The organism is Mesorhizobium sp. WSM1386, from assembly GCF_055901595.1.
Map to the genome: position 1 here is coordinate 1,262,869 of NZ_CM148373.1, position 24,648 is coordinate 1,287,516.

Sequence of the window (24,648 nt, forward strand, 5' to 3'; positions counted from 1 at the left end):
CTAGTGTACTCCCTGCTTTTTCAGGGCATCAGCGATCTTTTCCAGAGTGTTGCGCATCGCCTTCTGCTCGTCGGACTGAGCCTCGACCCAGTCGCGCATGATCTGCTGCTCGGAACGCATGTTCTTGACCAGGCCGGAAATGCCATCGGCGAGATTGGCCATGGCGGTGGCAACGCGCGGGTTGGAGCCGCCGCCGTTCTCCTGCATGCTGCGCAGCTTTTCGGACAGCACGCGGATCTCGTCGGAGGATTCGGTCTTGGCGGGGTCGGAAACCACGATGTCGGACGAGAGGTCCGTGACCGAGGACAGCCAGTTCTCGAGCTCGGTGTAGAAGCGCGTCTGGGCGCGGCCGGCCTGCAGGTCGAGGAAGCCGAGCACGAGCGAGCCGGACAGGCCGAACAGCGAGGACGAGAAGGCGGTGCCCATGCCGGCCAGCGGCGCCGACAGGCCCTGCTTCAGCGAATCGAGCACCGCGGCCGCGTCACCCGTGCCGGGATCGAGCGACTCGATGGTCTCGCGGATCGAGCCGATCGTGTTCAACAGGCCCCAGAAGGTGCCGAGCAGGCCGAGGAACACCAGCAGGCCGACAAGATAGCGCGAGGTGTCGCGGCTTTCATCGAGGCGCGTGGCGATGGAATCGAGCATGGTGCGCATCGAGGAGGTCGAGAAGGCCATCGACGACGAACGGCCGATCATCGCCTTCATCGGCGCCAGCAACACCGGTTCGGTGGTTTCCGAGCCGGCCCGGAAGGAATTGACCCAGCGCACCTCGCGAAACAGCCGCCCGACCTGGACGAAGGCCAGCAGGATGCCGACGGCGAGCACGCCGACGATCAGGCCGTTGAGGCCGGGATTGGTGACGAAGGCGGTCGAGATCTGGCGGGTCAATATCGCGGCGATAAACGCCACGATGGCCAGGAAGATGACCATGGTGAGCAGGAAGACCTGCGGGCTCGACAGTTTATGTGGATCGTAGATCAGGACGTCGGAGCGCCTGCCCATGCCGAAGGATCTGAGAAAAGCCATTCGTGCCCCGTTTCCGATGCCGCTGCCGCCGATCACGTCGTTGGCGACTCTAAACGGAATTGTGACCAAATTGAATGGCGCTTGGCAATATTGCCATGGGGCTAATGTGCAGCGCGTCCATCCGACATGCAAACCGAAATCGGTATCCAGGATTAGAGGCGGTTTATCACCAGACAGTCAACCATGGCTGCCAGATGCAAGCCGGCGCCGGTGACGACGAAGCCGTGCCACAGAGCGTTGTGGAAGCGCAGTCCCTTCCAGGCGAAGAAAACGACACCGCAGGAATAGACGACGCCACCGGCGACAATGAGCCCGATCGACGTCGTCGGCAGCGTCTCGACGAGCGGCTTGACCAGCACGACCCCGCTCCAGCCGATGGCGAGATAGAAGACGATCGCCAGGCGGTCGAAGCGGCCGGGGAAGAACACCTTGATGGCGATGCCCGTTGCCGCCGCGACCCAGACCAACGCGATCATCCAATTGGCCAGCGGCGAGCCGTCGAGCTGTGCCAGAAACGGCGTGTAGGTGGCCGCGATCAGGAGATAGATCGCGGCGTGATCGAAACGCCGCAGGACCCATTTCACCGGCGAGGTCACCGGCCACAGATTGTAGGTCAGCGATACCGACAGAACGGTGAGCAGCGAGACGACATAGAAGGCGGCGGCAATGTATTCGCCTGGCCCGACCCGAGATGCCGCCAGCGCCAGCAACGCCGAGCCGGCCGCGATCGCCAGCACGATGCCGACCGTATGGACGATGCCGTCGGCGATCATCTCCGCGCGGGAGTAGTGCCAGCGCCCGACAAAGGGGATTTGGAGTGCGGCCGGGATTTCGAGTTGCGGCGGTGTGTTCGTCATCGATGATCCTGCGTCACCCTATCTGGGCAGCCGCCGGACAGTATTTCAAGCTTTGGTTGCGGTTTTGCGACTGCGGCGGTTCAGCGCGGCGGCATTTGTGCCTTTACGCAATTCCCCAGGGAAAGCGCTGCGCGCCTTTCCCGGAATTGCTTCAGCGGGGCGCGAAAGGCTTTTTCACCGTCTTCAGCAGCGCGCGCTGGATGATCTCGTTGCCGGCGACGACCGAACCATGGTCCAGCATGTCCTGTCCGCCATCCATGTCGGAGACGAAGCCGCCCGCCTCGCGGATGAGGAGCAGGCCAGCGGCGATGTCCCAGGCCGACAGGCCGATTTCCCAAAACCCATCCATGCGGCCGGCGGCGACATAGGCGAGATCGAGCGAAGCCGAGCCAAGACGCCTGACGCCGGAGACCTCGGCCATGACGTGGCGCAGCTCGATCAGGAAATTGCCGTGCTGGCCGCGTCCCAGATGCGGCACGCCGCAGCCGATCACTGCGTCGACGAGCTTGGTGCGGCCAGCGACGCGCAGACGACGGTCGTTCAGGAAGGCGCCGCCGCCACGCTCGGTCGTATAGAGTTCGTCCATCGCCGGATTGTAGATGACGCCGGCGACGATCTGGCCCTGGCGCTCAAGCGCGATCGAGACGGCGAACAGCGGAATGCCGTGCAGGAAATTGGTGGTGCCGTCGAGCGGATCGACGATCCAGCGGTGCTGGCTGTCGTCGCCGGCGACGACGCCGCGCTCTTCCATCAGGAAGCCGTAGCCCGGGCGTGCCTTCGACAGTTCGGCAAAGACGATGTCCTCGGCCTTGCGGTCGGCCTGGCTGACATAGTCGCCCGGCCCCTTCATCGAGACCTGCAGGTTCTGGACCTCGCCGAAGTCGCGCGACAGCGAGCGGCCGGCCTTCATTGCGGCCTGGACCATGACGTTGAGAAGGGCTGAGCGTGCCATCGTATGTCTTCCTGTGCCCGCATTAAACTCTGTCTTGATGCATGTCGGTGACCCAAAACCGGGGCCACTTTTGGGCGACATGCATCAGTCGGCGCGGCGCACGTAAGTGATTTCGTTGGTGTCGACGATGATGCGTTCGCCGGCGCCGATGAAGGGCGGCACCAGAACGCGGATGCCGTTCTCCAGCACCGCCGGCTTGTAGGAGGATGCCGCCGTCTGGCCCTTCACCACCGGGTCCGCCTCGGTGATGGCCAGGGTCACGTAGTCGGGCAGCGAGATGCCGATCGGCCTTTCCTCGTAAAGCTGCACCGTCACCATCATGCCGTCCTGCAGGAAGGCGGCGCGGTCGCCGACGAAGTCCTTGTTCAATTCGAGCTGCTCGTAGCTCTGGGTGTCCATGAACACCAGCGCGTCGTCCTGTTCGTAGAGGAAGGAAAAATCCTTCAGGTCGAGGCGGATCTGCTCGACCGTCTCGGCCGAGCGGAAGCGCTCGTTGAGCTTGGTGCCGTTGATGAGGTTCTTCAGCTCAACCTGGTTGTAGGCGCCGCCCTTGCCGGGCTTGACGGTGTTGGTCCTGACCGCCACCCAGAGGCCGCCATCGTGCTCGATGACGTAGCCGGGACGGATTTCGTTGCCGTTGATCTTGGCCATGATGAGGTGATCCGGGATGCTGCCAACGGCCAGCCGTTGGTATGGGATTGTCGCTGGGAAAGCGATTTCGGGCTTCCAAGACCACAATTCGCCCGGAGAGGCAAGGGACGCGGGATCGGCTCTGGCCTGCCAGCCGGCATCAGGTCTCGATTTTGATGGCTTCGCCGACGGCCTTTGCAATGGCATCCGCGGCATTCGCCAGCCGGTTGAGGTGCGGAGAGCGAAGCGCCACGACCTGCAGTGAAAGATCTAAATTTTCGATATCGACAAGCGCGAGGCCGTCGGGAAGTCCTCGCGCCGCGAGCCGCAATGGCATCAGGCCGAGGCCGTGCCCACGACGTACCCACTCCATCTGCATTGCCGGATCCTGAATTTCGGCCGCCACAACGAGCCGATGCCGTTCGCCGCCCAAACTTGAGAGGAGTTTCTGACGCGCGTCGCAGGGCTCGGGGCTAAGAACCCAAGACATGTGAGTCCCAGCGTCTGCAAGATGGGTTTCGGTGCCGCCAGCCTGCACGATGCAGAGACGTTCGATGCCGAGCGCGTCCGAGCACTGATGATCGGCAGGTCGCAGAACGATCGCCGCGTCGAGTTGGCCGCGTTCGAATTGCTCGATGAGTTCCGCGCTCCAGCCGGTCTTGAGCCGCAGCGATAGTTTGGGGAACGCAGCAGCCGCGCCGGCGATAGCGCCGGCGACGCTTGCGTCGGACAAACCGTGTGCCAGGCCGACACGCAGTACGCCTTGCGGCTCGGCATCTGCAGCGAACGCCTTCAGAGCCTGGACCGAAGCCAGTATGTGCTTTGCACGCGCCAGCACCTCCGATCCCGCTGCCGTCAGGCGCGGAGGCTTCTGCCGACGATCGAGAAGCGTGGTCCCAAGCATCTCTTCCAGCCGCTGGATCTGCCGGGTAACGGCCGGCTGCGTCAAAGGCAGGCGGCGGGCCACATTCTGGATCGAACCTTCCTCAGCAAAGAGAACAAGGGTGCGCAGTTCCTCCAGCATCGTCGAAATACTCCAGATGCATAATCATTCTGATTATTATGAATTTGAAATCGGCGCGCAGGCAAGCGATTTTCCCTTGGCGGGTTGCCAAAAGGAAAGGGAACACAATGAAGGCCATCGAATTGCAGGCCCCCGGCGGCATCGAAAATCTCAGACCGGTGGAGCGGCCGATGCCGGAACCAGGCCGCCAGGAGATGATCATCAGGGTCAGGGCGACCGCGCTCAACTACCGGGATGTCGAAATCGCCCGTGGCAGCTACCACACTGCCTTTGCGCTGCCGCTGATTCCGCTTTCGGACGGTGTCGGCGAAGTGGTTGCGGTTGGCGCCGAAGTGACCCGCTTCAAGGCCGGCGACCGCGTCTGCGGCACGTTCTGGCAGCGCTGGGTCGGCGGCAGCTTTGCCATGGCCGAACCTTCCTATCAGCGTGGCGGTCCCATCGATGGTCTGCTCAGCGAGTTCGCGCGGCTGGACGAACAGGCAGCCGTGCTTGCGCCACCGCATCTGAGCGATGTCGAAGCGGCGACTTTGCCTTGCGCCGCGGTCACGGCCTGGCATGCGCTGTTCACTGAAGGCCGGATGAAGCCGGGCGATACGGTGCTCAGTTTGGGCACTGGCGGCGTGTCGCTGTTTGCTGTGCAGTTCGCCGCGGCAGCGGGCGCACGCGTGATCGTCACCTCAAGCAGCGACAACAAGCTCACGCGGGCTAAGGCGCTTGGCGCGCATGACGGCATCAACTACCGCAGCGATCCGGACTGGGCGGGGGCGGTGCTGGCGCTGACCGATGGCCGTGGTGCCGACCACATCATTGAAGTCGGCGGACCACAAAGCTTCGACCAATCGTTGAAGGCTGCGGCGCGCGGTGCCCAGATCAACGTCATCGGCTATCTCGGCGGCAGCGAAGGGTCGATCAATCCGCTCGACATCTTTCGCCGCCAGGTCAGGGCGCGCGGCATACCGGTCGGTTCGCGCGAGTCCTTCGAGGCGATGAACCGAGGCATGACCGTCAACCGGATGAAACCCATGATCGACAAGGTGTTTGCCTGGCAGGATGCGGCCGCGGCCTTCCGGCACCTCGAACACGGATCACCCTTTGGCAAGGTCGTCCTGGATCACATCCAATGACCGCATGAGCCAGTCTCAAGGCAGGCGGTTCGCCTTCTGCAAGGCCTGCTTGGTCTGGTCGTCGCTCAGCCCTTGCAGGAAATCATCCATCTGAGGATCGATGAGACCGGCGCGGCGCGCGACGATGTACCAGGCGGCGGCGAGCACCAGGTCGGGGTCGACTCCGATGCCTTCCATATAGAGTTTCGCCAGGCGGTTCTCGGCGGCGACATTGCCGCCTTCGGCTGCCTGCTTCGTCCAGCCGAAGGCGGATTTCAGGTCGCGCGCGCCGCCGCGGCCCTCGATCATCCAGGCGGCGAGGTCGATCTGCGCGGTGTCGTAGTTCTGCCGCGCGGCCTGCGCCAACAGGCGCCTTGCGTGCGCGTCGTCGCGGGTCTTGCCGCCGACGCCGTTGGCATAGATCTGGGACATGGCGTACTGCGCGTCGGCGAGGCCGGTCGCTGCGGCGCGCTCATAGTAGGAGACCGCCTTGCTCCAGCCTGCGTCGCCGGGATCCTGCTGGACCAGCATCTGCGCGAAATTGAATTGCGCCAGCCGGTTGCCGGCTTCGGCGGCGGCCTGCATCAGCGCATAGGCCTCCTTCTCGTCCTTCTTGACGTAGCGCCCGTCGAGCAGCATCAGCGCGTACTGGAACTGAGATTCCGGCACGCCCTGTTCGGCGGCAAGCGCATACCATTTCGCCGCCTCCGCCGCATTGAGCGGCACGCCGAGCCCGCGCGACAGGATCTCGGCCACCAGCGTCTGCGCCGCCGGGTCGCCGTTTTGGGCGCGGACCAGCGCGAGGTTGTAGGCGGTCTTGTAGAGCCCGCGCTGGAAGGCGCCATAGGCCGCGTCCGCCGGCTTGGCGCCGAAGCGGTCGGGGTTGACGTCGTCGGCCGAGGGCAAGGGCGCGGGCTCCGCGGTGGTGGCGGGCTGCGGCAGCTGGTTTTCGATCGGCTTGTCGGTATGCATGCCGGTATCCGGCTTGGGGTGCGGCAAGGATACCGTTTCAGCGGTGGCAGCGGTCTGGATCATGACCGCCGCAAGCAGGGCCTGAAGGGGAAGCCTTGCCGACGCCACGTCAATCCTCGAAGCGTGGCGCGGTTTCGTCGAGCGACGCGTTGGCTAGGGCGATCGCCGCCTGCGGATCGACGCCGTCGGCGAACACCGCGCTGGACAGGGCGACGAATTCGGCGCCGGTGTCGGCCACCGTCTCGATGGATGCGAGGTCGGATCCAGCCATGACGATGCAGGGGATCTGGATCATGTCGGCCCACCATCGCCCCAGCGACAGGTTGCGCGGGTGCGGCTCGGGCTTGTTATCGTAGCCGAAGCGGCCGAAGAAGATGTAGTCGGGCCGCGTCTCGCCAAGCTCAAGCGCATCGTCACGCGTCTTGGCGCCGCCGGTACCGACCATCATCTTGGCCTGGAAATGCCCAATCGTTTCGGCGAGCTCGGCCTTGGAAACCTCGACATGGATGCCGTCGGCCTGGACACGGCCGGCGATCCGGGTGTCGCCGGCGATGATGACGGCCACGCCCGCGGCCTGCGCCGCCGGCACGATTTGTTCGGCAAAGGCCTGGAAGGAGGCCTCGTCCATGCCGTTCTCCGGCAGGATCAGCGAGGCGACGTCGCCGCCGTCGAATGCGGCCGCGATACGGTCCGCCGGCACGCCTGGCGGCGCGATCAGCACAATGCGGCAGCGGTTGGGAGGCGTGGCGTCGTTCATGGTTCTTGATCCCGGGTTTCGCCTATGCCGGGCGAAGATGGTTGGATTGCGGCATAGAGCAAACTGCCCGCTTTGAACAGGCGGAGGGACGGGATCGCTGGTCGAAACGCCTCCAGGTATCTCGTGAGCGGTTGCGGTCGTCAGGCCGGGGCTCGCGACCTCCACAGCGTCCAGCCGAGATTCATCCCGGCGGCGGCAACCAAAATGGCGGCGGCGCCGACGACCTGGCTGAGATGCAAGCGATGGCCGAAGGCGGTGACATCGACCAGGATGGCGACGACCGGATAGATGAAGGACAGCGATCCCTGCAGGTGTGTCGGCAGTTTCTGGATGGCGCCATACATCAGGATGTACATCAGGCCGGTGTGGACGATGCCCAGCGTGGCCAGCATGGCCCAGCTCCATGGGTCGGCGGGGAGATGCGAGAGATTGGCGAAGGGCGCCAGCATGACGACGCCGACACAGACCTGGATGAGCGCGATCAAATGCGGCGGCGTGCCCTTGAGCTTCTTGGTGACGATGGCAGCGACTGCCCAGAAGAAGGCCGCGGCCAGCGCCATCAGGATGCCGGCGAAATAGTTGGTGCCGACATCGCCGGCGTCAGGGGCGGCACCGACGATCAGCACCATGCCGGCGAAGGCTATTGTCAGCCAGGTCAGTTTGGTCAGGGTCAGCCGCTCGGCGAAGAAGAGCGCGCCGAAGCCGACCAGCATGAAGGGCTGGGTGTTGTAGACGGCGGTGGCGATGGAGATCGACGCGCGGGAGAAAGCGCTGAAGAGCAGAACCCAGTTGATGACGATGGCGGCACCGCCAAGCGCGGCGAGGCCGATGACGCGCAGCGGCAGTCCGTTGCGCAACAATCCGAGCGAGGCACAGATGATCAGCAGCGTCAGCGCGCCGAATGCGCAGCGCCAGAACACCACATCCATGATCGGCTGGCCGGACATGATCACGAACCAGCCGATCGTTCCAAGGATCGCCATGGCGGCGGACATTTCGATCGTGCCGCGTACCGTATCGTTCATGATGGACCTCTCAAACCGTTGAGGCTGCATGATCTCATGCGGCGCGGGTGCTTTCCATCATCTGAAAAAGGGAATACGGGTAGAGGACCTAATTATATTAGGTGTCCACTCCGAATTTGCGAGAAATCTGAAATGCTTGACGATCTCGACCGAAATCTCCTCGAAATCCTGGTAAGGGACGCGCGGACCTCGCTGAAGGATCTGGCGGCCCAGGTCGGGCTGTCGTCGCCGAGTGTTTCGGAGCGGCTTCGGCGGCTTGAGGAGCGTGGCGTCATCCGGGCGTTCACGGTCGAGATCGATCCGCTGGCGCTCGGCTATACGCTGCAAGCGATCGTGCGCATCAAGCCTTTGCCGGGCAAGCTGCACATCGTCCAGAAGCTGATCGAGGAGATTGCCGAGTTTGGCGAATGCGACAAGGTGACGGGCGATGACTGCTTCGTCGCGCGACTGTTCGTGCGCTCGATCGGTGATCTCGACGGCATTCTCGACCGCATCGCCGACAAGGCCGAGACCAGCACCGCCATCATCAAGGCGCAGCCGATCCGGCGGCGGCCACCACCGCTCGGGGCACCGTCGGCCTGATTGCCTTGACACCGCGTGGCCGAGGTGGAAATGCGCGGCCAGCCCACCAAATGTCAGTCTTCCACCAGATGATTGTCCGGGAACGATGATTGCCTGACAACGAGGAAAACATGGTTCAGAATATCTACGACCAGCCGGATTTCTTCGCCGGCTACAGCCAGCTTGGCCGTTCGGTCGAAGGCCTGGAGGGTGCTGCCGAATGGCCGGCGCTGCGGGCGATGCTGCCTGAAATCGGCGGCTTGCGGGTTGTCGATCTCGGCTGCGGCTTCGGCTGGTTCTGCCGCTGGGCGCATGAGAATGGGGCGCGAGAAGTTCTTGGGCTGGACCTGTCGGAGAAGATGCTCGCCCGGGCGAGAGCCGCCAGCCCGGACACCGGCATCACCTATGAGCGGGCCGATCTCGATCAGCTCAGCCTGCCGCAAGGCGCCTTCGATCTCGCCTACAGCTCGCTTGCGATCCACTATGTCGAGGACGTCGCGCGGCTGTTCGGGACGGTGCATCGAGCCCTTTCGCCCGGCGGCCATTTCGTCTTCTCGACGGAACATCCGATCTACATGGCTCCGACCAAACCCAGCTGGCTGGTCGATGCCGAAAGCCGCAAAACGTGGCCCGTCGACCAGTATCTGGTGGAAGGCCTCGCCAGACCGACTGGCTTGCCAAGGGCGTGGTCAAATATCACCGCACGATGGGCACCACGCTGAACAGCCTGATCCGGTCAGGCTTCACCATAGAGCATGTCGAGGATTTCTGTCCGACGGCCGACCAGATCGCGGCCAGGCCGGAACTGGCGGAAGAGCTCGAGCGGCCGATGTTCCTGCTGGTTTCGGCCCGGCGATAGGGTCGGCGCCAGCCATTGGCCGGGTGCGCGGCGGGCGACCCGGATTTGCAGTCGCCCGACGCGCAATTCTAGGCTATTCAGGCCGTTGACGCACTTTCCCTCCAGACCAGTCCCTCCCCATGTCAGGCCTGCTTCTCGATCCGTGGTTCTACGCGGCCGCCATTCCGGCGGTCATTCTGGTCGGCCTGTCCAAGGGCGGGTTCGGCGGCGCCGTCGGCTTCGTCGGCGTGCCGCTGATGGCATTGACCATGCCGCCGGTGCAGGCGGCGGCCATCCTGCTGCCCATCCTGTGCCTGATGGACATCGTTTCGGTGTGGACTTGGTGGGGTGTTTACGACCGCAAGATGCTGGTCGACATGATGCCGGGCGCCGTCATCGGCATCGGCCTCGGCTGGCTGACAGCAGCCCTGGTCACCGAGGAAGCGGTGCGGCTGATCGTCGGCGCCGTCGCCATCATCTTCGTGCTGCGCTGGCTCTATTTGCAGTTTCGGCATGGCTCGAGCCATGCCGCCGAACCCAACCGCGTGGCTGCCGCCCTATGGGGAACCGTTGCCGGCTTCACCAGCTTCGTCGCGCATGTCGGCGGGCCGCCCTTCCAGGTCTATGCCTTGCCGATCCGGCTGGACCCCAAGGTGCTCTCGGGCACGGCGGCGATCTTCTTTGCCGCCACCAATGCGTTGAAGCTCGTGCCCTATTTCGCACTCGGCCAGTTCGACACCGCCAACCTGACGGCGTCCGCCGTGCTGATGCCGCTGGCGCCGCTGTCGACGATCGCCGGCGCCTGGCTGGTACGGCGCATGCGGCCGGAGATTTTTTACCCCTTCACCTACGCCACGGTGGCAGTGGTGGCGCTGAAGCTGCTGTGGGACGGCATCGCAGGCCTCATATAACAGGCGAGGCGGCTGTTCAGCCGCCCTCACCGTCTGCGGGATCAGGCGGCGCTGGGCACAAGGCGACGGCTTCCGCCGAAGGCCAGCATGGCGCCCGCCACCAGGACCAGCACCATGCCGGCGAGAATGCCGATGTCATCCGCGGTCGGCTTGAGCACCATGTCGGCGACGATCACCAGCATCACCGCATAGTCGAAGCGTGCCGTGCTCATCATGCGCTGGCCAATGGCAAGCAGGGAAGGCGTGACGCCTTCCGTGGCGATCATCGCAGCCATGCGCTCGCCGGTGGGCTTGAAGATGAACATGCCGATCGAGAAGGTGGTGGCGTAGCCGACCAGGCCGATGATGATCCAAAGATCGGAGAAGCCAACCCAGAAGCCGCACATGACAAGGCCGAAGAGCAAGGTAAGCATCGACATCGGTGCGAAGAAGCGCCCGCCCAACTGCCCACTGGCACGCATCGCCTGAAGCTTGTCCTCGATGTTGCCGGCGCGCTCGGCAATCATACCGAGCAGAAACAGTACGAAGCCGCCGCCGACCCACAAGGTGGCTGAGACGATGTGGAGAAATTTGACGATCGAATACCAGTCCATCGGTTGCTCCTGGGATATTTCCGGGTTGCCGCGGCGGAGCGGACATGCGCCAGCCGTCAGAGGAGCGGGCGTTTAGCGTGCCGCCTGTTTCGGAACGATGTCGCGAAAAACCGCCTGTGTTTCGGCAGGTCGACCGGCGGCTCCCGGCAACAGCCCGGTGCGCGGTTTCGCCGGAGCGAATTTCGAAACAGGCTCCGGGCCTGAAGCGAGGCTCGGTCCGTGTGCTGTTACGGCACAGGAGCGGGGCGTTCGGTCAAAAAACATCGGTGCCGTTAAGGGTCCATTAAGCTTTACAGGCGTTTACTATGTCCATCCAGTGATCTGGATTCTTACCGAGTGGTTGGAGCCACTTTGTTTGACGCCTCCCTGTTAAACTCCTGAGAGCCGCCTTATCCGCGGCTCTTTTTTTGTCCGCATTCCAGCGACATTGCGCGCAGGGGATCGCTGTTAACCTTCTGTTAAACATGTGCTTGCCTTCACCCCTGGCGAAGCGCATTTTCAAGCTTCAGTCATCTAGGGTCCCGGGTGTATCGGCAGTGAGCCGAATCGGCCGGTTGCAAGTGCAGGGGCGTATCCATGAACGAGGCTTCGAAGGGCAGTGCGAAAACCGTCAAACTGGCGGAGCGCCGGGTTTTTTCGCACTCCTTCAAACCGCTCTACCAGGAAGGCATGGGCCTGGTCGAACAGGCAGCGGAATATCTCGACGGCAAGGGCCGGGCCGAGGCCAAGAAGCTGTCGCGGCTGGCCGCCACGCTCTATGCTGCCGAATCGATGCGGCTGACCACCAGGCTGATGCAGGTTGCCTCGTGGCTGCTTTTGCAGCGCGCGGCCAATTCCGGCGAGATGACCCGCGACCAGGTCGCTTCGGAAAAATCCAAGGTGCGCCTCGACACGGCTTCCGCCCATGACGAGGCGGCCGGCTGGGCCGAACTGCCCGACGATTTCCTCGACCTCGTCACCCGCTCGCTGCGCCTGCAGGCGCTGGTGCGCCGCATGGACGAGGAGATCTACGGCGCCAGCGCCATGGTAGACATGCAGCCCGTGGCCCGCCGGGCCAATCCGGTTTCGGACCAGATCAGCCTGCTGAACACAGCTTTCGCTCGCAATTAGCTCCGTTTCTGGTTTGTTCACATTTTGCTGGCATCGCTGTCCGCCGGAGGTAAACTCGCCGGATGGGGGACGCGATTCGCATTATCGGGATTGATCCGGGGCTCAGGCGCACCGGCTGGGGCATCGTCGAGAGCCTCGGTAATTCCTTGCGCTTCGTCGCTTCCGGCACCGTGCGCTCCGAGGACAAGGCGGCACTGGCAACGCGGCTTTGCCAGTTGCATGACGGGCTCGCCGAGGTTCTGCATGCGGCCATGCCGCACGAAGCGGCCGTCGAACAGACCTTCGTCAACAAGGACGCGGTGGCGACGCTGAAGCTCGGCCAGGCGCGCGGCATCGCCATGCTGGTGCCGGCGCGCGCCGGCCTCGTCGTCGCCGAATACGCGCCCAACGCCGTCAAGAAGGCGGTGATCGGCGTCGGCCATGGCGACAAGAAGCAGATCCACATGATGGTGAAGGTGCTGCTGCCGAAGGCGACCTTCGACACCGAACATGCCGCGGACGCGCTGGCGATCGCGATTTGCCACACGCATCATCGGCAAAGCGTTGCTTATCGGATGGCGGCATTGGCATCATGAGAGGCTTTGCGGAATGATCGGCAAGCTCAAGGGCACGTTGGACGAGATCGACGAGGATCATTGCCTCGTCGACATCCATGGCGTCGGCTATGTCGCCTATTGCTCGGCGCGCACGTTGGCAGCACTGCCTTCTCCGGGCGAAGCGGTGGTGCTGTTCATCGAGACCTATGTGCGAGAGGATATGCTGCGGCTTTATGGCTTCCAGTCGCAGCTCGAGCGCGAGTGGTTTCGGCTGCTGATGAACAATGTGCCGGGCGTCGGCGCCAAGGTGGCTCTGGCCATCCTGTCGACGCTGACGCCGGCCGACCTCGCCAATGCGATCGCGCTGCGCGACATCGCCATGGTTTCGCGCGCACCGGGTGTCGGGAAGAAAGTGGCCGAGCGCATCGTCACCGAGTTGAAGAACAAGGCGCCGGCCTATGCAGGCGCCGCCTCCGGCACCATCGGCCTTAAGCAGGAGCTCGGCGAGGGCGTGGCGCCCGCGCCGATCACCGATGCCGTCTCGGCGCTGGTCAACCTCGGCTATTCGCGCGACACCGCCGCCAATGCGGTATCGGCGGCGCTGAAAACGGCGGGCGAGGACGCGGACGCCTCGAAGCTGATCCGCTTCGGGCTGAAGGAACTGGCGCGGTGAGGGCTCGCTTGTCCGTTTCCCGGCCATATGCGAGGAAGACGGCATGAGCCTAGCGCCCCGCCTGATTGCTCCGGAAAAACGCGGCGAGGATGCCGAGCAGACCTTGCGGCCGCAGACGCTTGACGATTTCGTCGGCCAGGCGGCGGTGCGAGCCAACCTCAAAGTGTTCATCGAGGCCGCCAAGGGCCGCAACGAGGCGCTCGACCATGTGCTGTTCGTCGGCCCGCCGGGGCTCGGCAAGACCACGCTGGCGCAGATCATGGCGCGCGAACTCGGCGTCAATTTCCGCTCGACCTCCGGGCCGGTCATCGCCAAAGCCGGCGATCTCGCCGCACTGCTCACCAATCTCGAAGAAGGCGACGTGCTGTTCATCGACGAGATCCACCGGCTGAACCCGGCGGTGGAGGAAATCCTCTACCCGGCGATGGAGGATTTCCAGCTCGACCTGATCATCGGCGAGGGGCCGGCGGCGCGTTCGGTCAAGATCGACCTTGCCCGGTTCACGCTGGTCGCCGCCACGACGCGGCTTGGCCTGCTCACCAATCCGCTGCGCGACCGTTTCGGCATTCCGGTGCGGCTTAATTTCTACACGGTCGAGGAATTGGAACAGATCGTGCGGCGCGGTGCGCGCATCCTGCAGATGCCGCTCGGCGATGATGGCGCACTCGAGATCGCGCGGCGCGCACGCGGCACGCCACGCATCGCCGGCCGGCTGCTGCGCCGCGTGCGCGATTTCGCCTCCGTGGCCGGCGACGGCCATGTCGACCGCCTGATCGCCGATGAGGCCCTGACCCGGCTGGAGGTCGACGCACTCGGCCTCGATGCGCTCGACCGGCGCTATCTCTCCATGATCGCTCGCAATTTCGGCGGCGGGCCGGTCGGCATCGAGACGATCGCGGCCGGCCTGTCCGAACCGCGCGATGCCATCGAGGACATCATCGAGCCCTATCTGATCCAGCAGGGCTTCATCCAGCGCACGCCACGCGGACGCGTGCTGACGGCCAATGCCTGGCGCCACCTCGGTCTCGACGCGCCGAAGGATCTGGCGCAGCAGCAGATCAACCTGTTCCAGGAAGAGTAGCGGCGCCAATGATCAGGCGCGGGTTCCAGACCCAATGATCAAGCATCTGTGAACGCCCTGCGCAAAATCTACTCGTCTTTGCCGATTTGCCGGCGCAATCGTGGACTTTATCGGCGCTGCCTCGCGGCACGACGCCGCGATCCAAATGCCGGAGCCACAGAATGATAACCAGACGCGGGTTCCTGCGCTTCATGGGCGGGTCGTTCCTGTCGGTCGCCGCGTTCAGCGCCTATGCGGTCGGCATCGAGCCGATGCTGCTGACGCATGTGAAGCGCTATGCGCTGACGCCGCCGCACTGGCCGGCGGGGTTGAAGCTGCGTGTCGTCGCCCTGGCCGACATCCATGCCTGCCGGCCGTGGATGACGCAGGAGCGCATCGCATCGCTTGTCGAAGAGGCGAATGCCTTGCAACCGGACCTGATCGTGCTGCTTGGCGACTACATCGCCGGCATGCGCCTGGTTTCGCAAAGAGTGACGCCACCGCAATGGGCGGGCGCCCTGTCAGGGCTCAAGGCGCCGCTCGGCGTGCTGTCTATCCTTGGCAACCACGACTGGTGGAATGACGGCTTCGCGCAACGGGCAGGGGTTGGTCCGACGATCGCGCGCAAGGCATTGGAGAAAGTCGGCATTCCGGTGCTCGAAAACGATGCCGTGCGCCTGGAAAAGGATGGGCATGGTGTCTGGATCGCGGGGCTTGCCGATCAGCTGGCCCTGCTGCCGACCAAAAAGGGCGACAGGCCCAAGGGGCTGGACGATCTCGACGGCACGCTGGCCAAGGTCAGCGATAGCTCGCCTGTCATCTTGCTGGCGCACGAGCCGGATGTCTTCCCGAAAGTGCCGTGGCGGGTTTCGCTGACGCTGTCGGGACACACCCATGGCGGGCAGGTGCGGCTGTTCGGTTATTCGCCGATCGTGCCGTCGCGTTACGGCAATCGCTACGCCTACGGCCATATCGTGGAAAGCGACCGCAACCTGATCGTCTCAGGCGGACTTGGCTTCAGCAATTTGCCCATCCGTTTCGGAATGCGTCCGGAAATCCTGTCGATCGACCTTGGCTGATGCGTGGTTCAGCGCAGGTTGCGGATTGCCTTCATCACGTCCGGCTCGGCCTTGTCGCCATTGAAGGCGTCGACGATGCCGAACGCGCCGCCATAGCTCCACACCGACCATGAGAAACCGTGCGCCTCGGCGCGGGCGATCATGTCCTTGACATAGGCGGCTCGATACTCGGGCGGCATCACGTAGGAATTGCCGTGTTCCTGGCGGATCATGCCGAACTCGCCCAGCGTGATGTTTTCCGGCTTAATGCCGTTGGCCTTCGCCCATGCCTCGGCCTTCTTGAACGGCGCATCCATAAGGCCGTCGAGCTTGTCGGGGCTGTCCATGCTGGCGACCTGTTCGCCGAGATAGGCAAGCAGGCCGCTCTGCCGTGTCCATGGCGCCTCGGCCTTAATCCGGGCGCGGATGGTGTCGAGCGTCATTTCGAGCTGCGCCTTCGGCACTGATGTCAGCGGATAGGGCAGGCCGGTCACATAGGGGATGAAGTCGCCGGCCCAGGTCGCGCCTTGGTGGGTGAGCAGGAACGGATCGTAGGAATGAAAGGTCCAGATGACATTGTCGTCGGGGACGGCCTTCGGATCGATCTTCTCCAGCGACGACGCAGCGGAATAGCAGGCGCCGGTCAGCACCAGGGTGAGTTTCGTTGCAGAGGATCTTGCGGCGGCGAACAATTTCTGCTGGCGTTCGGGCCACAGGCTGGTGCCCTCGCTGTCGCAATCGACGATCGGTTCGTTCATCGATTCGAAGGCGACCTTCCTGGGATCCTCACCGGCCAGGGTGCGGGCCATCTTGCGCACCATGTCGACATAAAGGTCGAAGGTCCGCGGGTCGTCCATCACCTCAGCCATGCCGATCTTGCGGCTGCCGCCGGCGGGGATCAGATGCATGTCGACGATCACCTTCAGGCCGGCGCGGTTGATCATGCGCACCGAGTCCAGCACGCTGGCATAAAGATCGTCGCGCAACGCTGTCGTCTGGTCGGATAGCAAGGGCGACGGGTCAACCGGCATGCGCAGGAAATCGAAGCCGGCGTCCTTCAGCCTCCTGAGATCGTCTTCCCCAAGGAATTTGCGCCACTCGGGATAGGGCAGGATGGCCTTGGCGTCGCTCCATTGATCTTCGCCGGGCCAGGTGACCCACTGGTCGAGATTGAGACCGCGCTTCATCGAGAAGGTCGCCGCATGGCCAGGCAGCGACAGGGCAGCCAGCACCAGCAGCGCCGCCATCAAACTCTTGATCATCGCTGTCAACAGTGCCATCCGATGCTAGGTCACGGGGAACAGGTGCCTCGCCGCGACTGAAAAAGGAAGCGCAATGGGCGATCATGGTGAATCGGCGACGCTGCTGGCCGGGCTTTCCGGTGCGCTGACGGCGTCCGGTCATCGGCTGATGGCGCGGGTCTACTATGCCGACACCGATTTTTCGGGTGTCGTCTACCACGCGCGTTATCTCGAATTTCTCGAGCGCGGCCGCTCGGACTATCTCAGGCTCACCGGCGTGCATCACACCGAACTTGCCGATGGCAAGCATGGCGAAAGAATAGTCTGGGTGGTGCGGCGCATGGAGATCGACTTCCGCATCCCCGCCCGCATCGACGACATCCTGACCGTCGACACCCGTACCGAGGCCATTTCCGGAGCTCGCATCTTCATGGCGCAGCAGCTCAAACGCGGCGACGAGGTGCTGGTCGAAGCCAAGGTCGAAGCGGCGATTATAGGCGAGAATGGCCGGCCGAGACGCTTCCCCAAGGAATGGATCGCGGCGTTCATGCCCAAGTCTGCTGCGTAGGCTGATTGAACGGATTGCCCCTAGCGGCGCTAAAGCTCATCAACCCGGTTTTCAGCCGGGGTGGCGCGTCAGAAAGCCGGGTGGCGCGTCAGAAAATAGTATGACAGCGTCATACACTGTGCTGTGAAGGAGGCACGAGGAAACATTCGCCATGAGAACCAGCAAGCCCATAAGCGTGACGCTTGGACGCCAGCAGAGCAGCCTCGACGCCCGACTGGCGTCGGGAGCGTATGATTCCGCGAGCGAAGTCATGCGTGCCGCGCTTCGCGCCCTTGACCGCGAGGAACAGGTCATCGCCGCCATCATGCGAGCCAAGGTGAAGGAGGCTCTAGATGATCCGCGCCCGGACATCCCTGCAGAGGACGTGTTCAAGGCATTGCGCGAGCACCAAGCGGACCGGATGAAGGTCGCCAAGCGTGACGCATAGGGTCATTTTCAGACCCTCGGCGCAGTCCGATCTCTTTGCCATTTACAATTACATCGAAAAGGAAAGCGGTGCCGCGTGCCGGCGGCTCGCATTGAGGCGGCGTGCATGGCACCATCCATGTTCCCGGAACGTGGCGTCGTTCGCGACGCCATCGGATCCGGCGTCCGCGTCGTCGGCTTCGAACGTCGTGCGTCGATCCTGTTTCGGGTCGACGCAGAGCAGGTGCTGATCCTGCGTATCCTCTAAGGCGGGCAGGACTACCCCACCTATTATGTGGACGAAACGGACTTCTAGCCGCATCGCACAAACCTTATGTCTGCCCTTATGTCTGCGCCCCGGCCACGCCATCGGGCGCGGCAATGCGCCGCGCCTTACGGACTAACCCATCCTTAACCATAACGGTTCATGAAGAGGTTGGTGAAGATTGGCGTTATCCAACGCCTTCCTTTCACCAATATTTGCCCCGAAAAGGCCGCGAAAGGCTCGACTTGGGGTGCCCGGTAGCTTCGTGCGAACCGACCACAAGGGATGCCAGGGGCCAGCCGCCAGCTTCGCCCGGAAATCTTAAGGACGTAACGATGGAAAATATCGCACTCGCCGAACCGGGCGCGCAATTGTCGATTTGGGCGCTGTTCATGCAGGCCAGCTGGGTGGTCAAGCTGGTCATGATCGGGCTGCTTTGTGCCTCGGTCTGGACCTGGGCGATCATCATCGACAAGCTGGTTGCCTATGGCCGCATGCGGCTGGCTCTCAACCGCTTCGAGCAGGTCTTCTGGTCCGGGCAGTCGCTGGAGGAACTCTACCGCACGCTCGCCGACCGCAAGACGTCAGGTATGGGCGCCATTTTCGTCGCCGCCATGCGCGAGTGGAAGAAGAGCTTCGAGAAAGGTGCAAAAACGCCGCTCGGGCTGCAAACCCGCATCGACAAGGCCATGGACCTGGCGCTGACCCGCGAGATGGAGAAGCTGGAGGGGCGCCTCGGCTTCCTTGCCACCACCGGCTCGGCCGCCCCCTTTATCGGCCTGTTCGGCACCGTCATCGGCATCATGACCTCGTTCCAGGCCATCGCCGGCTCCAAGAACACCAGCCTTGCGGTGGTGGCGCCCGGTATCGCCGAAGCGCTGCTGGCGACGGCCATCGGCCTGCTCGCCGCCATTCCCGCCGTCATCGCCTACAACAAACTGTCGTCCGACGCGAGCAAGATAGCGGTGCGCATGGAAGGGTTCTCCGACGAGTTCTCCGCCATACTCTCGCGCCAAATCGATGAAAAAGTCGCGCCGAAGGCCTGAGGAGCACAAAAGATGGGTATGTCCGTAGGCATGGCAGGGCGCGGCGGACGCGGCCACCGGCGGCGCGGCCGTCACCATGGGCTGATGTCGGAAATCAACGTCACGCCGATGGTCGACGTCATGCTGGTGCTTTTGATCATCTTCATGGTCGCCGCACCGATGCTGACGGTCGGCGTGCCGATCGATCTGCCGGACACACAAGCCAAGGCGATGAACGCCGACACGCAGCCGATAACCGTCTCGATCGATGCCGCGGGTAAGATCTATCTGCAGGAGACCGAGATTCCGATCGAGGAGTTGGTGGCCAAGCTGCAGGCGATCTCGAAGACCGGCTATGAGGAGCGCATCTTTATTCGTGGCGACAAATCCACCGACTACGGCACGGCGATGAAGGTGATGGCCCGCATTTCGGCCGCCGGCTACAAGAACATCGGCCTGGTTTCACTGCAGGAACAGGATCAGTAGACAAGACGATGAAGACCGGCCTCACCACATCGGTGATCCTGCACACGGCGGTGCTGGCCTTCGGCCTGTTCACCCTGTCGGCTCCGGCCGCGCTGCCGTCGGCCGATGTCGAGTCGGTCGCGGTCGATATCGTGCCGATGGAAGCCATCGCGCAGACATTGCAGGGCGACAAGGAGGCCGTGATGCATGAAAAGCCGGCGCCGTTGCCGACGCAGCGTCCCGATATCGTGCCGAATGCGCAGAAGGTCGGCGAGAACAGCGTCGACACCGACAAGCCGATAACGCCGGAAGCCAAGCCCAAGCCGGTCGATACGACCTCGGCTCCGCCACCCGCACCGACTCCCAAGGAAACGCCGAAGACCGAAGACGTGCCGAAGCCGCAGGAAAAGCCGAAACCGATTCCGGCGACGGAGGTGGCGCCGGCGCCGCAGCCCAAGGAAGAGGTCAAGCCCGAGCCGGTCAAGCAGGTGGAGCCCAAGCCGACGCCGGCCAAGCCGGCGCCGACCCCGCCGCCGCAGGACAAGACCGCCGCTATCGATCCGACGCCCGAGGTCAAGCCTGATGCGGTCGCCGAGGCCATAGCGAAGGACCCGCCGACCGAAGAGACCCAATTGCCGAGTTCGGCGCCGGCGCCGGAAGCGCGGCCGAAGCCGCAGCCGGCACAGGCGGAAAGCGCCAAGGCACCGGACCGCAAGGATGCCGACAAGCCGGTCAAGGAAGCGTCGTCCAAGCCAAAGTCCGACGACAAGCAGTTCAACGCCGACGAAATCTCTGCTCTCCTCGACAAGCAGAAGCCGTCCGGCGGCGGCGCCAAGCGTTCGACCCAGCAAGCCTCGCTCGGCGGTGACAAGGATCAAGGCCAGAAGCTCTCGAAGTCGGAACAGGGAGCTCTGGAAAGCCAGCTGGGCGGCTGCTGGACGCTGCCGGCCGGGCTGGAGGGCTCGGAGAGTTTCGTCGTGGTGGTGCGCTTCAACCTGGACAACTCCGGCAAGCTCGATGGTCGTCCGTCCGTCGAAAAATCGAGCGGCAACCGGCAGTTCGATGAGAGCGCGGTCCGTGCGGTGCAGAAATGCGACGTGGCCGGGCTGCAGGTTCCCGCCGGCAAGCAAGACATCTGGAACGACATCCGGGTCACCTTCGATCCACGGGAAATGCTCGGCCTTTAGGCCCGGTTATCCGAAAATCAGTATGAGAAGCGAGAAGACATGAAATCAATCCTCAAGCCGCTCCTGATGATCGCAGCGATGGCGATGGGCATGACCGCCGCCGGCACGCTGCCGGCACTGGCGCTGGTCGAGCTCAACGTCAACAAGGGTAATGTCGAGCCGTTGCCGATCGCCATCACGGATTTCCAGGGCGGCGATGCGCTTGGTGCCCAGATCTCGCAAATCATCACCGCCGATCTCAAGCGCTCCGGCCTGTTCGCGCCGATCGACAAGAGTGCTTTCATCGAGAAGATCTCGAACCCGGATGCCGCACCCCGCTTCGACGACTGGAAGGTGATCAACGCCCAGGCGCTGGTCACCGGCAGCGTCAGCAAGGAGGCCGACGGGCGCATCCGCGCGCAGTACCGGCTTTGGGACACCTTTGCCGGCCAGCAGATGGCCGGCGAGCAGTTCTTCGCCAACGATGCCAACCAGCGCCGCGTCGCCCACATCATTGCCGATGCCATCTACGAGCGGCTGACCGGCGAGAAGGGCTATTTCGACACGCGCGTCGTCTTCATCGACGAATCCGGCGCCAAGAACGCGCGCAAGAAGCGCCTTGCCATCATGGACCAGGACGGCGCCAACGTCCGCTATCTCTCGGACGGCCGGTCGATCGTGCTGACGCCGCGCTTCTCGCCGAACCGGCAAGAGATCACCTACATGTCCTATGAAAGCGGCCAGCCGCGGGTTTATCTCCTGCAGATCGAGACCGGGCAGCGCGAACTCGTCGGCAACTTCCCCGGCATGACGTTCGCGCCGCGCTTCTCGCCCGACGGCCAGAAGGTGATCATGAGCCTGCTGCGCGACGACGGCAATTCCAACATCTTCGCCATGGATCTGCGCAGCCGCTCGACGACGCGGCTGACCAATTCTACCGCCATCGACACCTCGCCCTCCTATTCGCCGGACGGCAGCAAGGTCGTGTTCACATCCGATCGTGGCGGCCGCGCGCAGATCTACGTCATGGGCGCGGACGGCTCCGGCCAGACCCGCATCTCCTTCGGCGACGGCGTCTATTCGACGCCGGTATGGTCGCCGCGCGGCGACCTTATCGCCTTCACCAAGCAGACCGGCGGCGAATTCCAGATCGGCGTCATGAAGACCGACGGTTCGGGCGAGCGCATCCTGTCGTCGGGCTTTCAGCAGGAAGGGCCGACCTGGGCGCCGAACGGCCGCGTCCTGATGTTCTTCCGCGACGCCAATGGTGGTCCGAAACTGATCTCGGTCGATCTCACCGGCCGCAACGAGCAGCCGATCCCGACTTCGAATTTTGCGTCCGATCCGGCCTGGTCGCCGCTGCTTGAGTAGGGGAATTGAAGAACTGAGGAATTGAAGAACTGAGGAATGGAGAAGCAGGGAGGCTACGTTGGGCGCGCCAGGGACCTTGAGGTCTACAAGCGGGCCTATGCTGTTTCTCTCGAAATTCACAAAGCCACCCTTGCCTTTCCGAGGATCGAGCAATATGCGCTCGCCGATCAATTGCGCCGTTCGAGCAAGGCGATCTGCGCCAATCTGGCTGAGGGGTTTGCCAAACAACCTCACTCCAAAGCTGAATTCGCGCGGTTCATTTCGATGGCAATGGGATCATGCAGCGAGGTGGAGACGTGGATTTCCTACGCATCCGACCTTGAGTACATCTCGAAGACACAACTCGACAGGTGGCAGCAGTTCTATAGCCAAATCTACGGGATGCTGGTGAATCTCAGAGCAGCGCAATTCCCCTTTTTCCACGCCTTCGTCGCGTTTTGGCCGTATTTCCGCCTAGGGTCCGCGCCAATTGTGGCCTCAAGCCAAACAGCTGCGGACGGGCAGCTAAACCTAATATTAACCGTGTTTCTTGAATACCGGTTAACCCAAACGTGGTTACTGGGTGATCAACGAAATCACTCGAATACGATCACTCGAAATACGAAGGAGAGGCGGCATGGGCCGTATCGCAGCACTTACCAGAAACCCGGTCATGATCGCGCTGGTGGCGATGCTCGCCATCGCCGGTTGCGCCTCGAAGAAGACGCCGAACAGCGCCGCTGATCTCGGCCTCAACGGCGCCGGTGCCGCAACGCCCGGCTCGGCGCAGGACTTCACCGTCAACATCGGCGACCGCATCTTCTTCGACACGGACTCGTCCTCGATCCGCGCCGATGCGCAGACGACGCTTGCCCGCCAGGCGCAGTGGCTGAACCAATACAAGCAGTATGCCATCGTCGTAGAAGGCCATGCCGACGAACGCGGCACGCGTGAATACAATCTGGCGCTTGGCGCCCGCCGCGCCGCGGCGGCCCGCGACTTCCTCGTTTCCAAGGGTGTCGCTTCCAGCCGCCTGAAGACCATTTCCTACGGCAAGGAACGCCCGGTCGCAGTGTGCGACGACATCTCCTGCTGGTCGCAGAACCGCCGCGCGGTCACCACGCTCAGCGGCGCCGGTTCCTGATCGGCGCAGGGCCGTCCAGCGGTGCGCCAGGAGAGGGCGCTACGGTAGCGGCAGAAATGCAACACAGCTTTGCGAAAGGCGGCCTCCGGGCCGCCTTTTTCGTATCCGGCTGCCCGAAACAAAATTTGGCCGAAGTCTCGCGCCCTGCTATGAGCCGAGGGCGCTTGGCTGGTCTCATGGTGATTGGAAGGCGCGGACAACTAACGACACACGCGAGAGGCACATGCATTTGAGATCGGTTCTGAGCGGCACGCTTGCGCTGCTGCTCCTATCAGGCGTCACAGCCTCGGCTAGCGGCCTGGGGGCTAGTGGCCCGGGGCAATCAACCGACAGCGGATTTTCCTTCCATCTGCCGTCGATCGAGTTGCCCAGCCTGTTCGGCGACAAGAAGAAACCGGATCAGGTCCAGCTTGCGCAGCAGTCGAATGGCGCCGGCGCAACCGCGCTCGAGGATCAGCTGCGGCAGATGAACGGCAAGATCGAGGAACTCAATTTCCAGATCCTGCAGATGCAGGAACAGATCCGCAAGCAGCAGGAAGACAACGAGTTCCGCTTCCAGCAGCTCGAAGGCGGGGCGCAAGGCGGACAAGCACCGGCACAGAAGAAGTCGGATGCCGGCACCAACAACGACGTGGCCTCGGCCCCCGCAGCCAAGGCGCCGGCCGATGCCGGCGCCGGGGCCGGCAGCAATCAGTCCACCGGCGGCAAGACGGTCGAGGACGTCATCGTCGAATCGCCCGATGGCGACCCGGGCAAGGTGATCCCCGGAACCGGAGCACCGGAAAAGACCTTTGGTTCCATCACTGTCGACAAGAACGGCAATGTGATCGACGCCGGCGGCAACCAGGCGACCGCGCCGGCGCAGGATGCCGCTCCGGCCACCGGTGCGCCGGCCAAGGCCGGCAAGTCGGACGGCACCGTGGTCGCGGCGCTGCCCGCCACCAACGATCCGGAAGAACTTTACCGCAATTCCTATCAATTCATCCTGTCGGGCGACTACGGCACGGCCGAGCAGGGGTTCCGCGATCACATCTCGCGCTTCCCCAGGGATGCCAAGACGGCCGACGCGCATTACTGGCTGGGCGAGTCGCTGCTGGGTCAGCAGAAATACCGCGACGCGGCAGAGGTGTTCCTCTCGGCCAGCAAGGACTATCCCAAGGCCAAGAAGGCGCCGGACATGCTGCTGAAGCTCGGCGTGTCGCTGGTCGGCCTCAAGCAGCATGACGTCGCCTGCGCTACTTTCGGCGAGATCGGCAAGCGTTATCCCGACATTTCCAGCGCCCTCAAGGAACGCGTCAAGCAGGAGAAGGCACTGGCTGCGTGCTGATTTTTC

At 63.5% G+C, this 24,648-nt stretch carries 28 protein-coding genes and 1 pseudogene; 19 read left to right on the forward strand and 10 right to left on the reverse strand.

Annotation, left to right across the window (positions count from 1 at the left end; translation table 11 throughout):
* The 5 genes from AC0NIH_RS06135 to AC0NIH_RS06155 form a co-directional block, all read right to left on the reverse strand.
* Complete coding sequence (locus AC0NIH_RS06135) at positions 1 to 1,026, reverse strand: MotA/TolQ/ExbB proton channel family protein (protein ID WP_013892516.1); 1,026 nt, start codon at positions 1,024 to 1,026, stop codon at positions 1 to 3.
* A 152-nt stretch (positions 1,027 to 1,178) separates the two neighbouring features.
* Positions 1,179 to 1,883 carry a PAQR family membrane homeostasis protein TrhA gene (trhA, locus tag AC0NIH_RS06140; RefSeq protein WP_473462742.1) on the reverse strand — a complete coding sequence of 235 codons (705 nt, stop codon included), beginning with the start codon at positions 1,881 to 1,883 and terminating at the stop codon, positions 1,179 to 1,181.
* A gap of 151 nt (positions 1,884 to 2,034) precedes the next feature.
* Positions 2,035 to 2,835 carry an inositol monophosphatase family protein gene (locus AC0NIH_RS06145; RefSeq protein ID WP_473462744.1) on the reverse strand — a complete coding sequence of 267 codons (801 nt, stop codon included), beginning with the start codon at positions 2,833 to 2,835 and terminating at the stop codon, positions 2,035 to 2,037.
* Between the two features lie 84 nt (positions 2,836 to 2,919).
* Complete coding sequence (gene efp / locus AC0NIH_RS06150) at positions 2,920 to 3,486, reverse strand: elongation factor P (RefSeq protein ID WP_013892519.1); 567 nt, start codon at positions 3,484 to 3,486, stop codon at positions 2,920 to 2,922.
* 139 nt (positions 3,487 to 3,625) lie between these two features.
* Positions 3,626 to 4,489, reverse strand: coding sequence for a LysR family transcriptional regulator (locus AC0NIH_RS06155; RefSeq protein ID WP_473462747.1), 864 nt, complete (start codon positions 4,487 to 4,489; stop codon positions 3,626 to 3,628).
* 107 nt (positions 4,490 to 4,596) lie between these two features.
* On the opposite strand from AC0NIH_RS06155, the gene AC0NIH_RS06160 reads away from it, so the two are divergent.
* Positions 4,597 to 5,613, forward strand: coding sequence for a zinc-dependent alcohol dehydrogenase family protein (locus AC0NIH_RS06160; RefSeq protein WP_473462749.1), 1,017 nt, complete (start codon positions 4,597 to 4,599; stop codon positions 5,611 to 5,613).
* Positions 5,614 to 5,628: 15 nt separating this feature from the next.
* Here AC0NIH_RS06160 and AC0NIH_RS06165 read toward each other — a convergent pair whose 3' ends face one another.
* The 3 genes from AC0NIH_RS06165 to AC0NIH_RS06175 form a co-directional block, all read right to left on the reverse strand.
* Positions 5,629 to 6,672, reverse strand: coding sequence for a tetratricopeptide repeat protein (locus AC0NIH_RS06165; protein ID WP_473462751.1), 1,044 nt, complete (start codon positions 6,670 to 6,672; stop codon positions 5,629 to 5,631).
* A gap of 1 nt (position 6,673) precedes the next feature.
* Positions 6,674 to 7,321, reverse strand: a complete 648-nt coding sequence (locus AC0NIH_RS06170) for a thiamine phosphate synthase (protein ID WP_473462754.1) — start codon at positions 7,319 to 7,321, stop codon at positions 6,674 to 6,676.
* A 140-nt stretch (positions 7,322 to 7,461) separates the two neighbouring features.
* Positions 7,462 to 8,346, reverse strand: a complete 885-nt coding sequence (locus tag AC0NIH_RS06175; protein WP_473462756.1) for a DMT family transporter — start codon at positions 8,344 to 8,346, stop codon at positions 7,462 to 7,464.
* Between the two features lie 132 nt (positions 8,347 to 8,478).
* Here AC0NIH_RS06175 and AC0NIH_RS06180 point away from each other — a divergent pair, with 132 nt between their 5' ends.
* The 3 genes and pseudogenes from AC0NIH_RS06180 to AC0NIH_RS06190 all read left to right on the forward strand — a co-directional run bounded on the left by AC0NIH_RS06180 (position 8,479) and on the right by AC0NIH_RS06190 (position 10,656).
* Positions 8,479 to 8,928, forward strand: coding sequence for an Lrp/AsnC family transcriptional regulator (locus AC0NIH_RS06180; RefSeq protein WP_013892523.1), 450 nt, complete (start codon positions 8,479 to 8,481; stop codon positions 8,926 to 8,928).
* A gap of 110 nt (positions 8,929 to 9,038) precedes the next feature.
* A pseudogene (locus tag AC0NIH_RS06185) lies at positions 9,039 to 9,766 on the forward strand (class I SAM-dependent methyltransferase).
* A gap of 119 nt (positions 9,767 to 9,885) precedes the next feature.
* Complete coding sequence (locus tag AC0NIH_RS06190; protein WP_023777654.1) at positions 9,886 to 10,656, forward strand: sulfite exporter TauE/SafE family protein; 771 nt, start codon at positions 9,886 to 9,888, stop codon at positions 10,654 to 10,656.
* A gap of 41 nt (positions 10,657 to 10,697) precedes the next feature.
* Here AC0NIH_RS06190 and AC0NIH_RS06195 read toward each other — a convergent pair whose 3' ends face one another.
* Positions 10,698 to 11,249 carry a DUF2269 family protein gene (locus AC0NIH_RS06195; protein WP_023777655.1) on the reverse strand — a complete coding sequence of 184 codons (552 nt, stop codon included), beginning with the start codon at positions 11,247 to 11,249 and terminating at the stop codon, positions 10,698 to 10,700.
* Positions 11,250 to 11,825: 576 nt separating this feature from the next.
* On the opposite strand from AC0NIH_RS06195, the gene rcdA reads away from it, so the two are divergent.
* The 5 genes from rcdA (at position 11,826) to AC0NIH_RS06220 (ending at position 15,707) form a co-directional block, all read left to right on the forward strand.
* Positions 11,826 to 12,359: a protease adaptor protein RcdA gene (gene rcdA, locus AC0NIH_RS06200; RefSeq protein ID WP_473462760.1), complete on the forward strand. Its 534-nt coding sequence runs from the start codon at positions 11,826 to 11,828 to the stop codon at positions 12,357 to 12,359.
* Positions 12,360 to 12,421: 62 nt separating this feature from the next.
* The gene (gene ruvC / locus AC0NIH_RS06205; protein ID WP_473462762.1) at positions 12,422 to 12,934 is read left to right on the forward strand and encodes a crossover junction endodeoxyribonuclease RuvC; all 513 of its coding nucleotides are present in this window, start codon (positions 12,422 to 12,424) and stop codon (positions 12,932 to 12,934) included.
* 13 nt (positions 12,935 to 12,947) lie between these two features.
* Positions 12,948 to 13,568, forward strand: coding sequence for a Holliday junction branch migration protein RuvA (ruvA, locus tag AC0NIH_RS06210; RefSeq protein WP_023777657.1), 621 nt, complete (start codon positions 12,948 to 12,950; stop codon positions 13,566 to 13,568).
* 43 nt (positions 13,569 to 13,611) lie between these two features.
* Positions 13,612 to 14,649 (forward strand): Holliday junction branch migration DNA helicase RuvB, encoded by a 1,038-nt coding sequence (gene ruvB / locus AC0NIH_RS06215; protein WP_352705878.1) that lies wholly within the window; start codon positions 13,612 to 13,614, stop codon positions 14,647 to 14,649.
* Positions 14,650 to 14,810: 161 nt separating this feature from the next.
* The gene (locus AC0NIH_RS06220) at positions 14,811 to 15,707 is read left to right on the forward strand and encodes a metallophosphoesterase (RefSeq protein WP_473462766.1); all 897 of its coding nucleotides are present in this window, start codon (positions 14,811 to 14,813) and stop codon (positions 15,705 to 15,707) included.
* A gap of 8 nt (positions 15,708 to 15,715) precedes the next feature.
* Here the strand turns inward: AC0NIH_RS06220 and AC0NIH_RS06225 are convergent, their stop codons facing one another.
* Positions 15,716 to 16,966 carry a glycoside hydrolase family 5 protein gene (locus AC0NIH_RS06225; protein ID WP_473462768.1) on the reverse strand — a complete coding sequence of 417 codons (1,251 nt, stop codon included), beginning with the start codon at positions 16,964 to 16,966 and terminating at the stop codon, positions 15,716 to 15,718.
* A gap of 55 nt (positions 16,967 to 17,021) precedes the next feature.
* Between AC0NIH_RS06225 and ybgC the strand changes: the two genes are divergently transcribed.
* The 10 genes from ybgC to ybgF all read left to right on the forward strand — a co-directional run bounded on the left by ybgC (position 17,022) and on the right by ybgF (position 24,642).
* Complete coding sequence (ybgC, locus tag AC0NIH_RS06230) at positions 17,022 to 17,495, forward strand: tol-pal system-associated acyl-CoA thioesterase (RefSeq protein ID WP_287270779.1); 474 nt, start codon at positions 17,022 to 17,024, stop codon at positions 17,493 to 17,495.
* Positions 17,496 to 17,646: 151 nt separating this feature from the next.
* Positions 17,647 to 17,922: a type II toxin-antitoxin system ParD family antitoxin gene (locus AC0NIH_RS06235; protein WP_473462770.1), complete on the forward strand. Its 276-nt coding sequence runs from the start codon at positions 17,647 to 17,649 to the stop codon at positions 17,920 to 17,922.
* Between the two features lie 105 nt (positions 17,923 to 18,027).
* Entirely contained in the window at positions 18,028 to 18,168 is a 141-nt protein-coding gene (locus tag AC0NIH_RS06240; RefSeq protein ID WP_473462772.1) for a hypothetical protein, read from the forward strand.
* Positions 18,169 to 18,500: 332 nt separating this feature from the next.
* Positions 18,501 to 19,211: a protein TolQ gene (tolQ, locus tag AC0NIH_RS06245; RefSeq protein WP_023766137.1), complete on the forward strand. Its 711-nt coding sequence runs from the start codon at positions 18,501 to 18,503 to the stop codon at positions 19,209 to 19,211.
* Between the two features lie 12 nt (positions 19,212 to 19,223).
* Positions 19,224 to 19,676, forward strand: coding sequence for a protein TolR (gene tolR, locus AC0NIH_RS06250; protein WP_013892535.1), 453 nt, complete (start codon positions 19,224 to 19,226; stop codon positions 19,674 to 19,676).
* Between the two features lie 8 nt (positions 19,677 to 19,684).
* Positions 19,685 to 20,842, forward strand: a complete 1,158-nt coding sequence (locus AC0NIH_RS06255) for a TonB family protein (RefSeq protein ID WP_473462775.1) — start codon at positions 19,685 to 19,687, stop codon at positions 20,840 to 20,842.
* Positions 20,843 to 20,908: 66 nt separating this feature from the next.
* Complete coding sequence (gene tolB, locus AC0NIH_RS06260; protein ID WP_245272696.1) at positions 20,909 to 22,192, forward strand: Tol-Pal system beta propeller repeat protein TolB; 1,284 nt, start codon at positions 20,909 to 20,911, stop codon at positions 22,190 to 22,192.
* Between the two features lie 36 nt (positions 22,193 to 22,228).
* Entirely contained in the window at positions 22,229 to 22,915 is a 687-nt protein-coding gene (locus tag AC0NIH_RS06265) for a four helix bundle protein (protein ID WP_473462778.1), read from the forward strand.
* Complete coding sequence (pal, locus tag AC0NIH_RS06270; RefSeq protein ID WP_013892538.1) at positions 22,809 to 23,315, forward strand: peptidoglycan-associated lipoprotein Pal; 507 nt, start codon at positions 22,809 to 22,811, stop codon at positions 23,313 to 23,315. The genes AC0NIH_RS06265 and pal overlap by 107 nt, the downstream gene beginning before the upstream one ends.
* Before the next feature lie 223 nt (positions 23,316 to 23,538).
* Positions 23,539 to 24,642 carry a tol-pal system protein YbgF gene (gene ybgF, locus AC0NIH_RS06275; protein WP_473462782.1) on the forward strand — a complete coding sequence of 368 codons (1,104 nt, stop codon included), beginning with the start codon at positions 23,539 to 23,541 and terminating at the stop codon, positions 24,640 to 24,642.
* Positions 24,643 to 24,648: the final 6 nt, after the last annotated feature.

Excerpts from the sequence above, each read along its gene's own strand:
- AC0NIH_RS06135 (WP_013892516.1), bottom strand. The coding sequence starts at position 1,026 with ATGGCTTTTCTCAGATCCTTCGGCATGGGCAGGCGCTCCGACGTCCTG.
- trhA (WP_473462742.1), bottom strand. The coding sequence starts at position 1,883 with ATGACGAACACACCGCCGCAACTCGAAATCCCGGCCGCACTCCAAATC.
- AC0NIH_RS06145 (WP_473462744.1), bottom strand. The coding sequence starts at position 2,835 with ATGGCACGCTCAGCCCTTCTCAACGTCATGGTCCAGGCCGCAATGAAG.
- efp (WP_013892519.1), bottom strand. The coding sequence starts at position 3,486 with ATGGCCAAGATCAACGGCAACGAAATCCGTCCCGGCTACGTCATCGAG.
- AC0NIH_RS06155 (WP_473462747.1), bottom strand. The coding sequence starts at position 4,489 with ATGCTGGAGGAACTGCGCACCCTTGTTCTCTTTGCTGAGGAAGGTTCG.
- AC0NIH_RS06160 (WP_473462749.1), top strand. The coding sequence starts at position 4,597 with ATGAAGGCCATCGAATTGCAGGCCCCCGGCGGCATCGAAAATCTCAGA.
- AC0NIH_RS06170 (WP_473462754.1), bottom strand. The coding sequence starts at position 7,321 with ATGAACGACGCCACGCCTCCCAACCGCTGCCGCATTGTGCTGATCGCG.
- AC0NIH_RS06175 (WP_473462756.1), bottom strand. The coding sequence starts at position 8,346 with ATGAACGATACGGTACGCGGCACGATCGAAATGTCCGCCGCCATGGCG.
- AC0NIH_RS06180 (WP_013892523.1), top strand. The coding sequence starts at position 8,479 with ATGCTTGACGATCTCGACCGAAATCTCCTCGAAATCCTGGTAAGGGAC.
- AC0NIH_RS06190 (WP_023777654.1), top strand. The coding sequence starts at position 9,886 with ATGTCAGGCCTGCTTCTCGATCCGTGGTTCTACGCGGCCGCCATTCCG.
- AC0NIH_RS06195 (WP_023777655.1), bottom strand. The coding sequence starts at position 11,249 with ATGGACTGGTATTCGATCGTCAAATTTCTCCACATCGTCTCAGCCACC.
- rcdA (WP_473462760.1), top strand. The coding sequence starts at position 11,826 with ATGAACGAGGCTTCGAAGGGCAGTGCGAAAACCGTCAAACTGGCGGAG.
- ruvC (WP_473462762.1), top strand. The coding sequence starts at position 12,422 with ATGGGGGACGCGATTCGCATTATCGGGATTGATCCGGGGCTCAGGCGC.
- ruvA (WP_023777657.1), top strand. The coding sequence starts at position 12,948 with ATGATCGGCAAGCTCAAGGGCACGTTGGACGAGATCGACGAGGATCAT.
- ruvB (WP_352705878.1), top strand. The coding sequence starts at position 13,612 with ATGAGCCTAGCGCCCCGCCTGATTGCTCCGGAAAAACGCGGCGAGGAT.
- AC0NIH_RS06220 (WP_473462766.1), top strand. The coding sequence starts at position 14,811 with ATGATAACCAGACGCGGGTTCCTGCGCTTCATGGGCGGGTCGTTCCTG.
- AC0NIH_RS06225 (WP_473462768.1), bottom strand. The coding sequence starts at position 16,966 with ATGGCACTGTTGACAGCGATGATCAAGAGTTTGATGGCGGCGCTGCTG.
- ybgC (WP_287270779.1), top strand. The coding sequence starts at position 17,022 with ATGGGCGATCATGGTGAATCGGCGACGCTGCTGGCCGGGCTTTCCGGT.
- AC0NIH_RS06235 (WP_473462770.1), top strand. The coding sequence starts at position 17,647 with ATGAGAACCAGCAAGCCCATAAGCGTGACGCTTGGACGCCAGCAGAGC.
- AC0NIH_RS06240 (WP_473462772.1), top strand. The coding sequence starts at position 18,028 with ATGGCACCATCCATGTTCCCGGAACGTGGCGTCGTTCGCGACGCCATC.
- tolQ (WP_023766137.1), top strand. The coding sequence starts at position 18,501 with ATGGAAAATATCGCACTCGCCGAACCGGGCGCGCAATTGTCGATTTGG.
- tolR (WP_013892535.1), top strand. The coding sequence starts at position 19,224 with ATGGGTATGTCCGTAGGCATGGCAGGGCGCGGCGGACGCGGCCACCGG.
- AC0NIH_RS06255 (WP_473462775.1), top strand. The coding sequence starts at position 19,685 with ATGAAGACCGGCCTCACCACATCGGTGATCCTGCACACGGCGGTGCTG.
- tolB (WP_245272696.1), top strand. The coding sequence starts at position 20,909 with ATGATCGCAGCGATGGCGATGGGCATGACCGCCGCCGGCACGCTGCCG.
- AC0NIH_RS06265 (WP_473462778.1), top strand. The coding sequence starts at position 22,229 with ATGGAGAAGCAGGGAGGCTACGTTGGGCGCGCCAGGGACCTTGAGGTC.
- pal (WP_013892538.1), top strand. The coding sequence starts at position 22,809 with ATGGGCCGTATCGCAGCACTTACCAGAAACCCGGTCATGATCGCGCTG.
- ybgF (WP_473462782.1), top strand. The coding sequence starts at position 23,539 with ATGCATTTGAGATCGGTTCTGAGCGGCACGCTTGCGCTGCTGCTCCTA.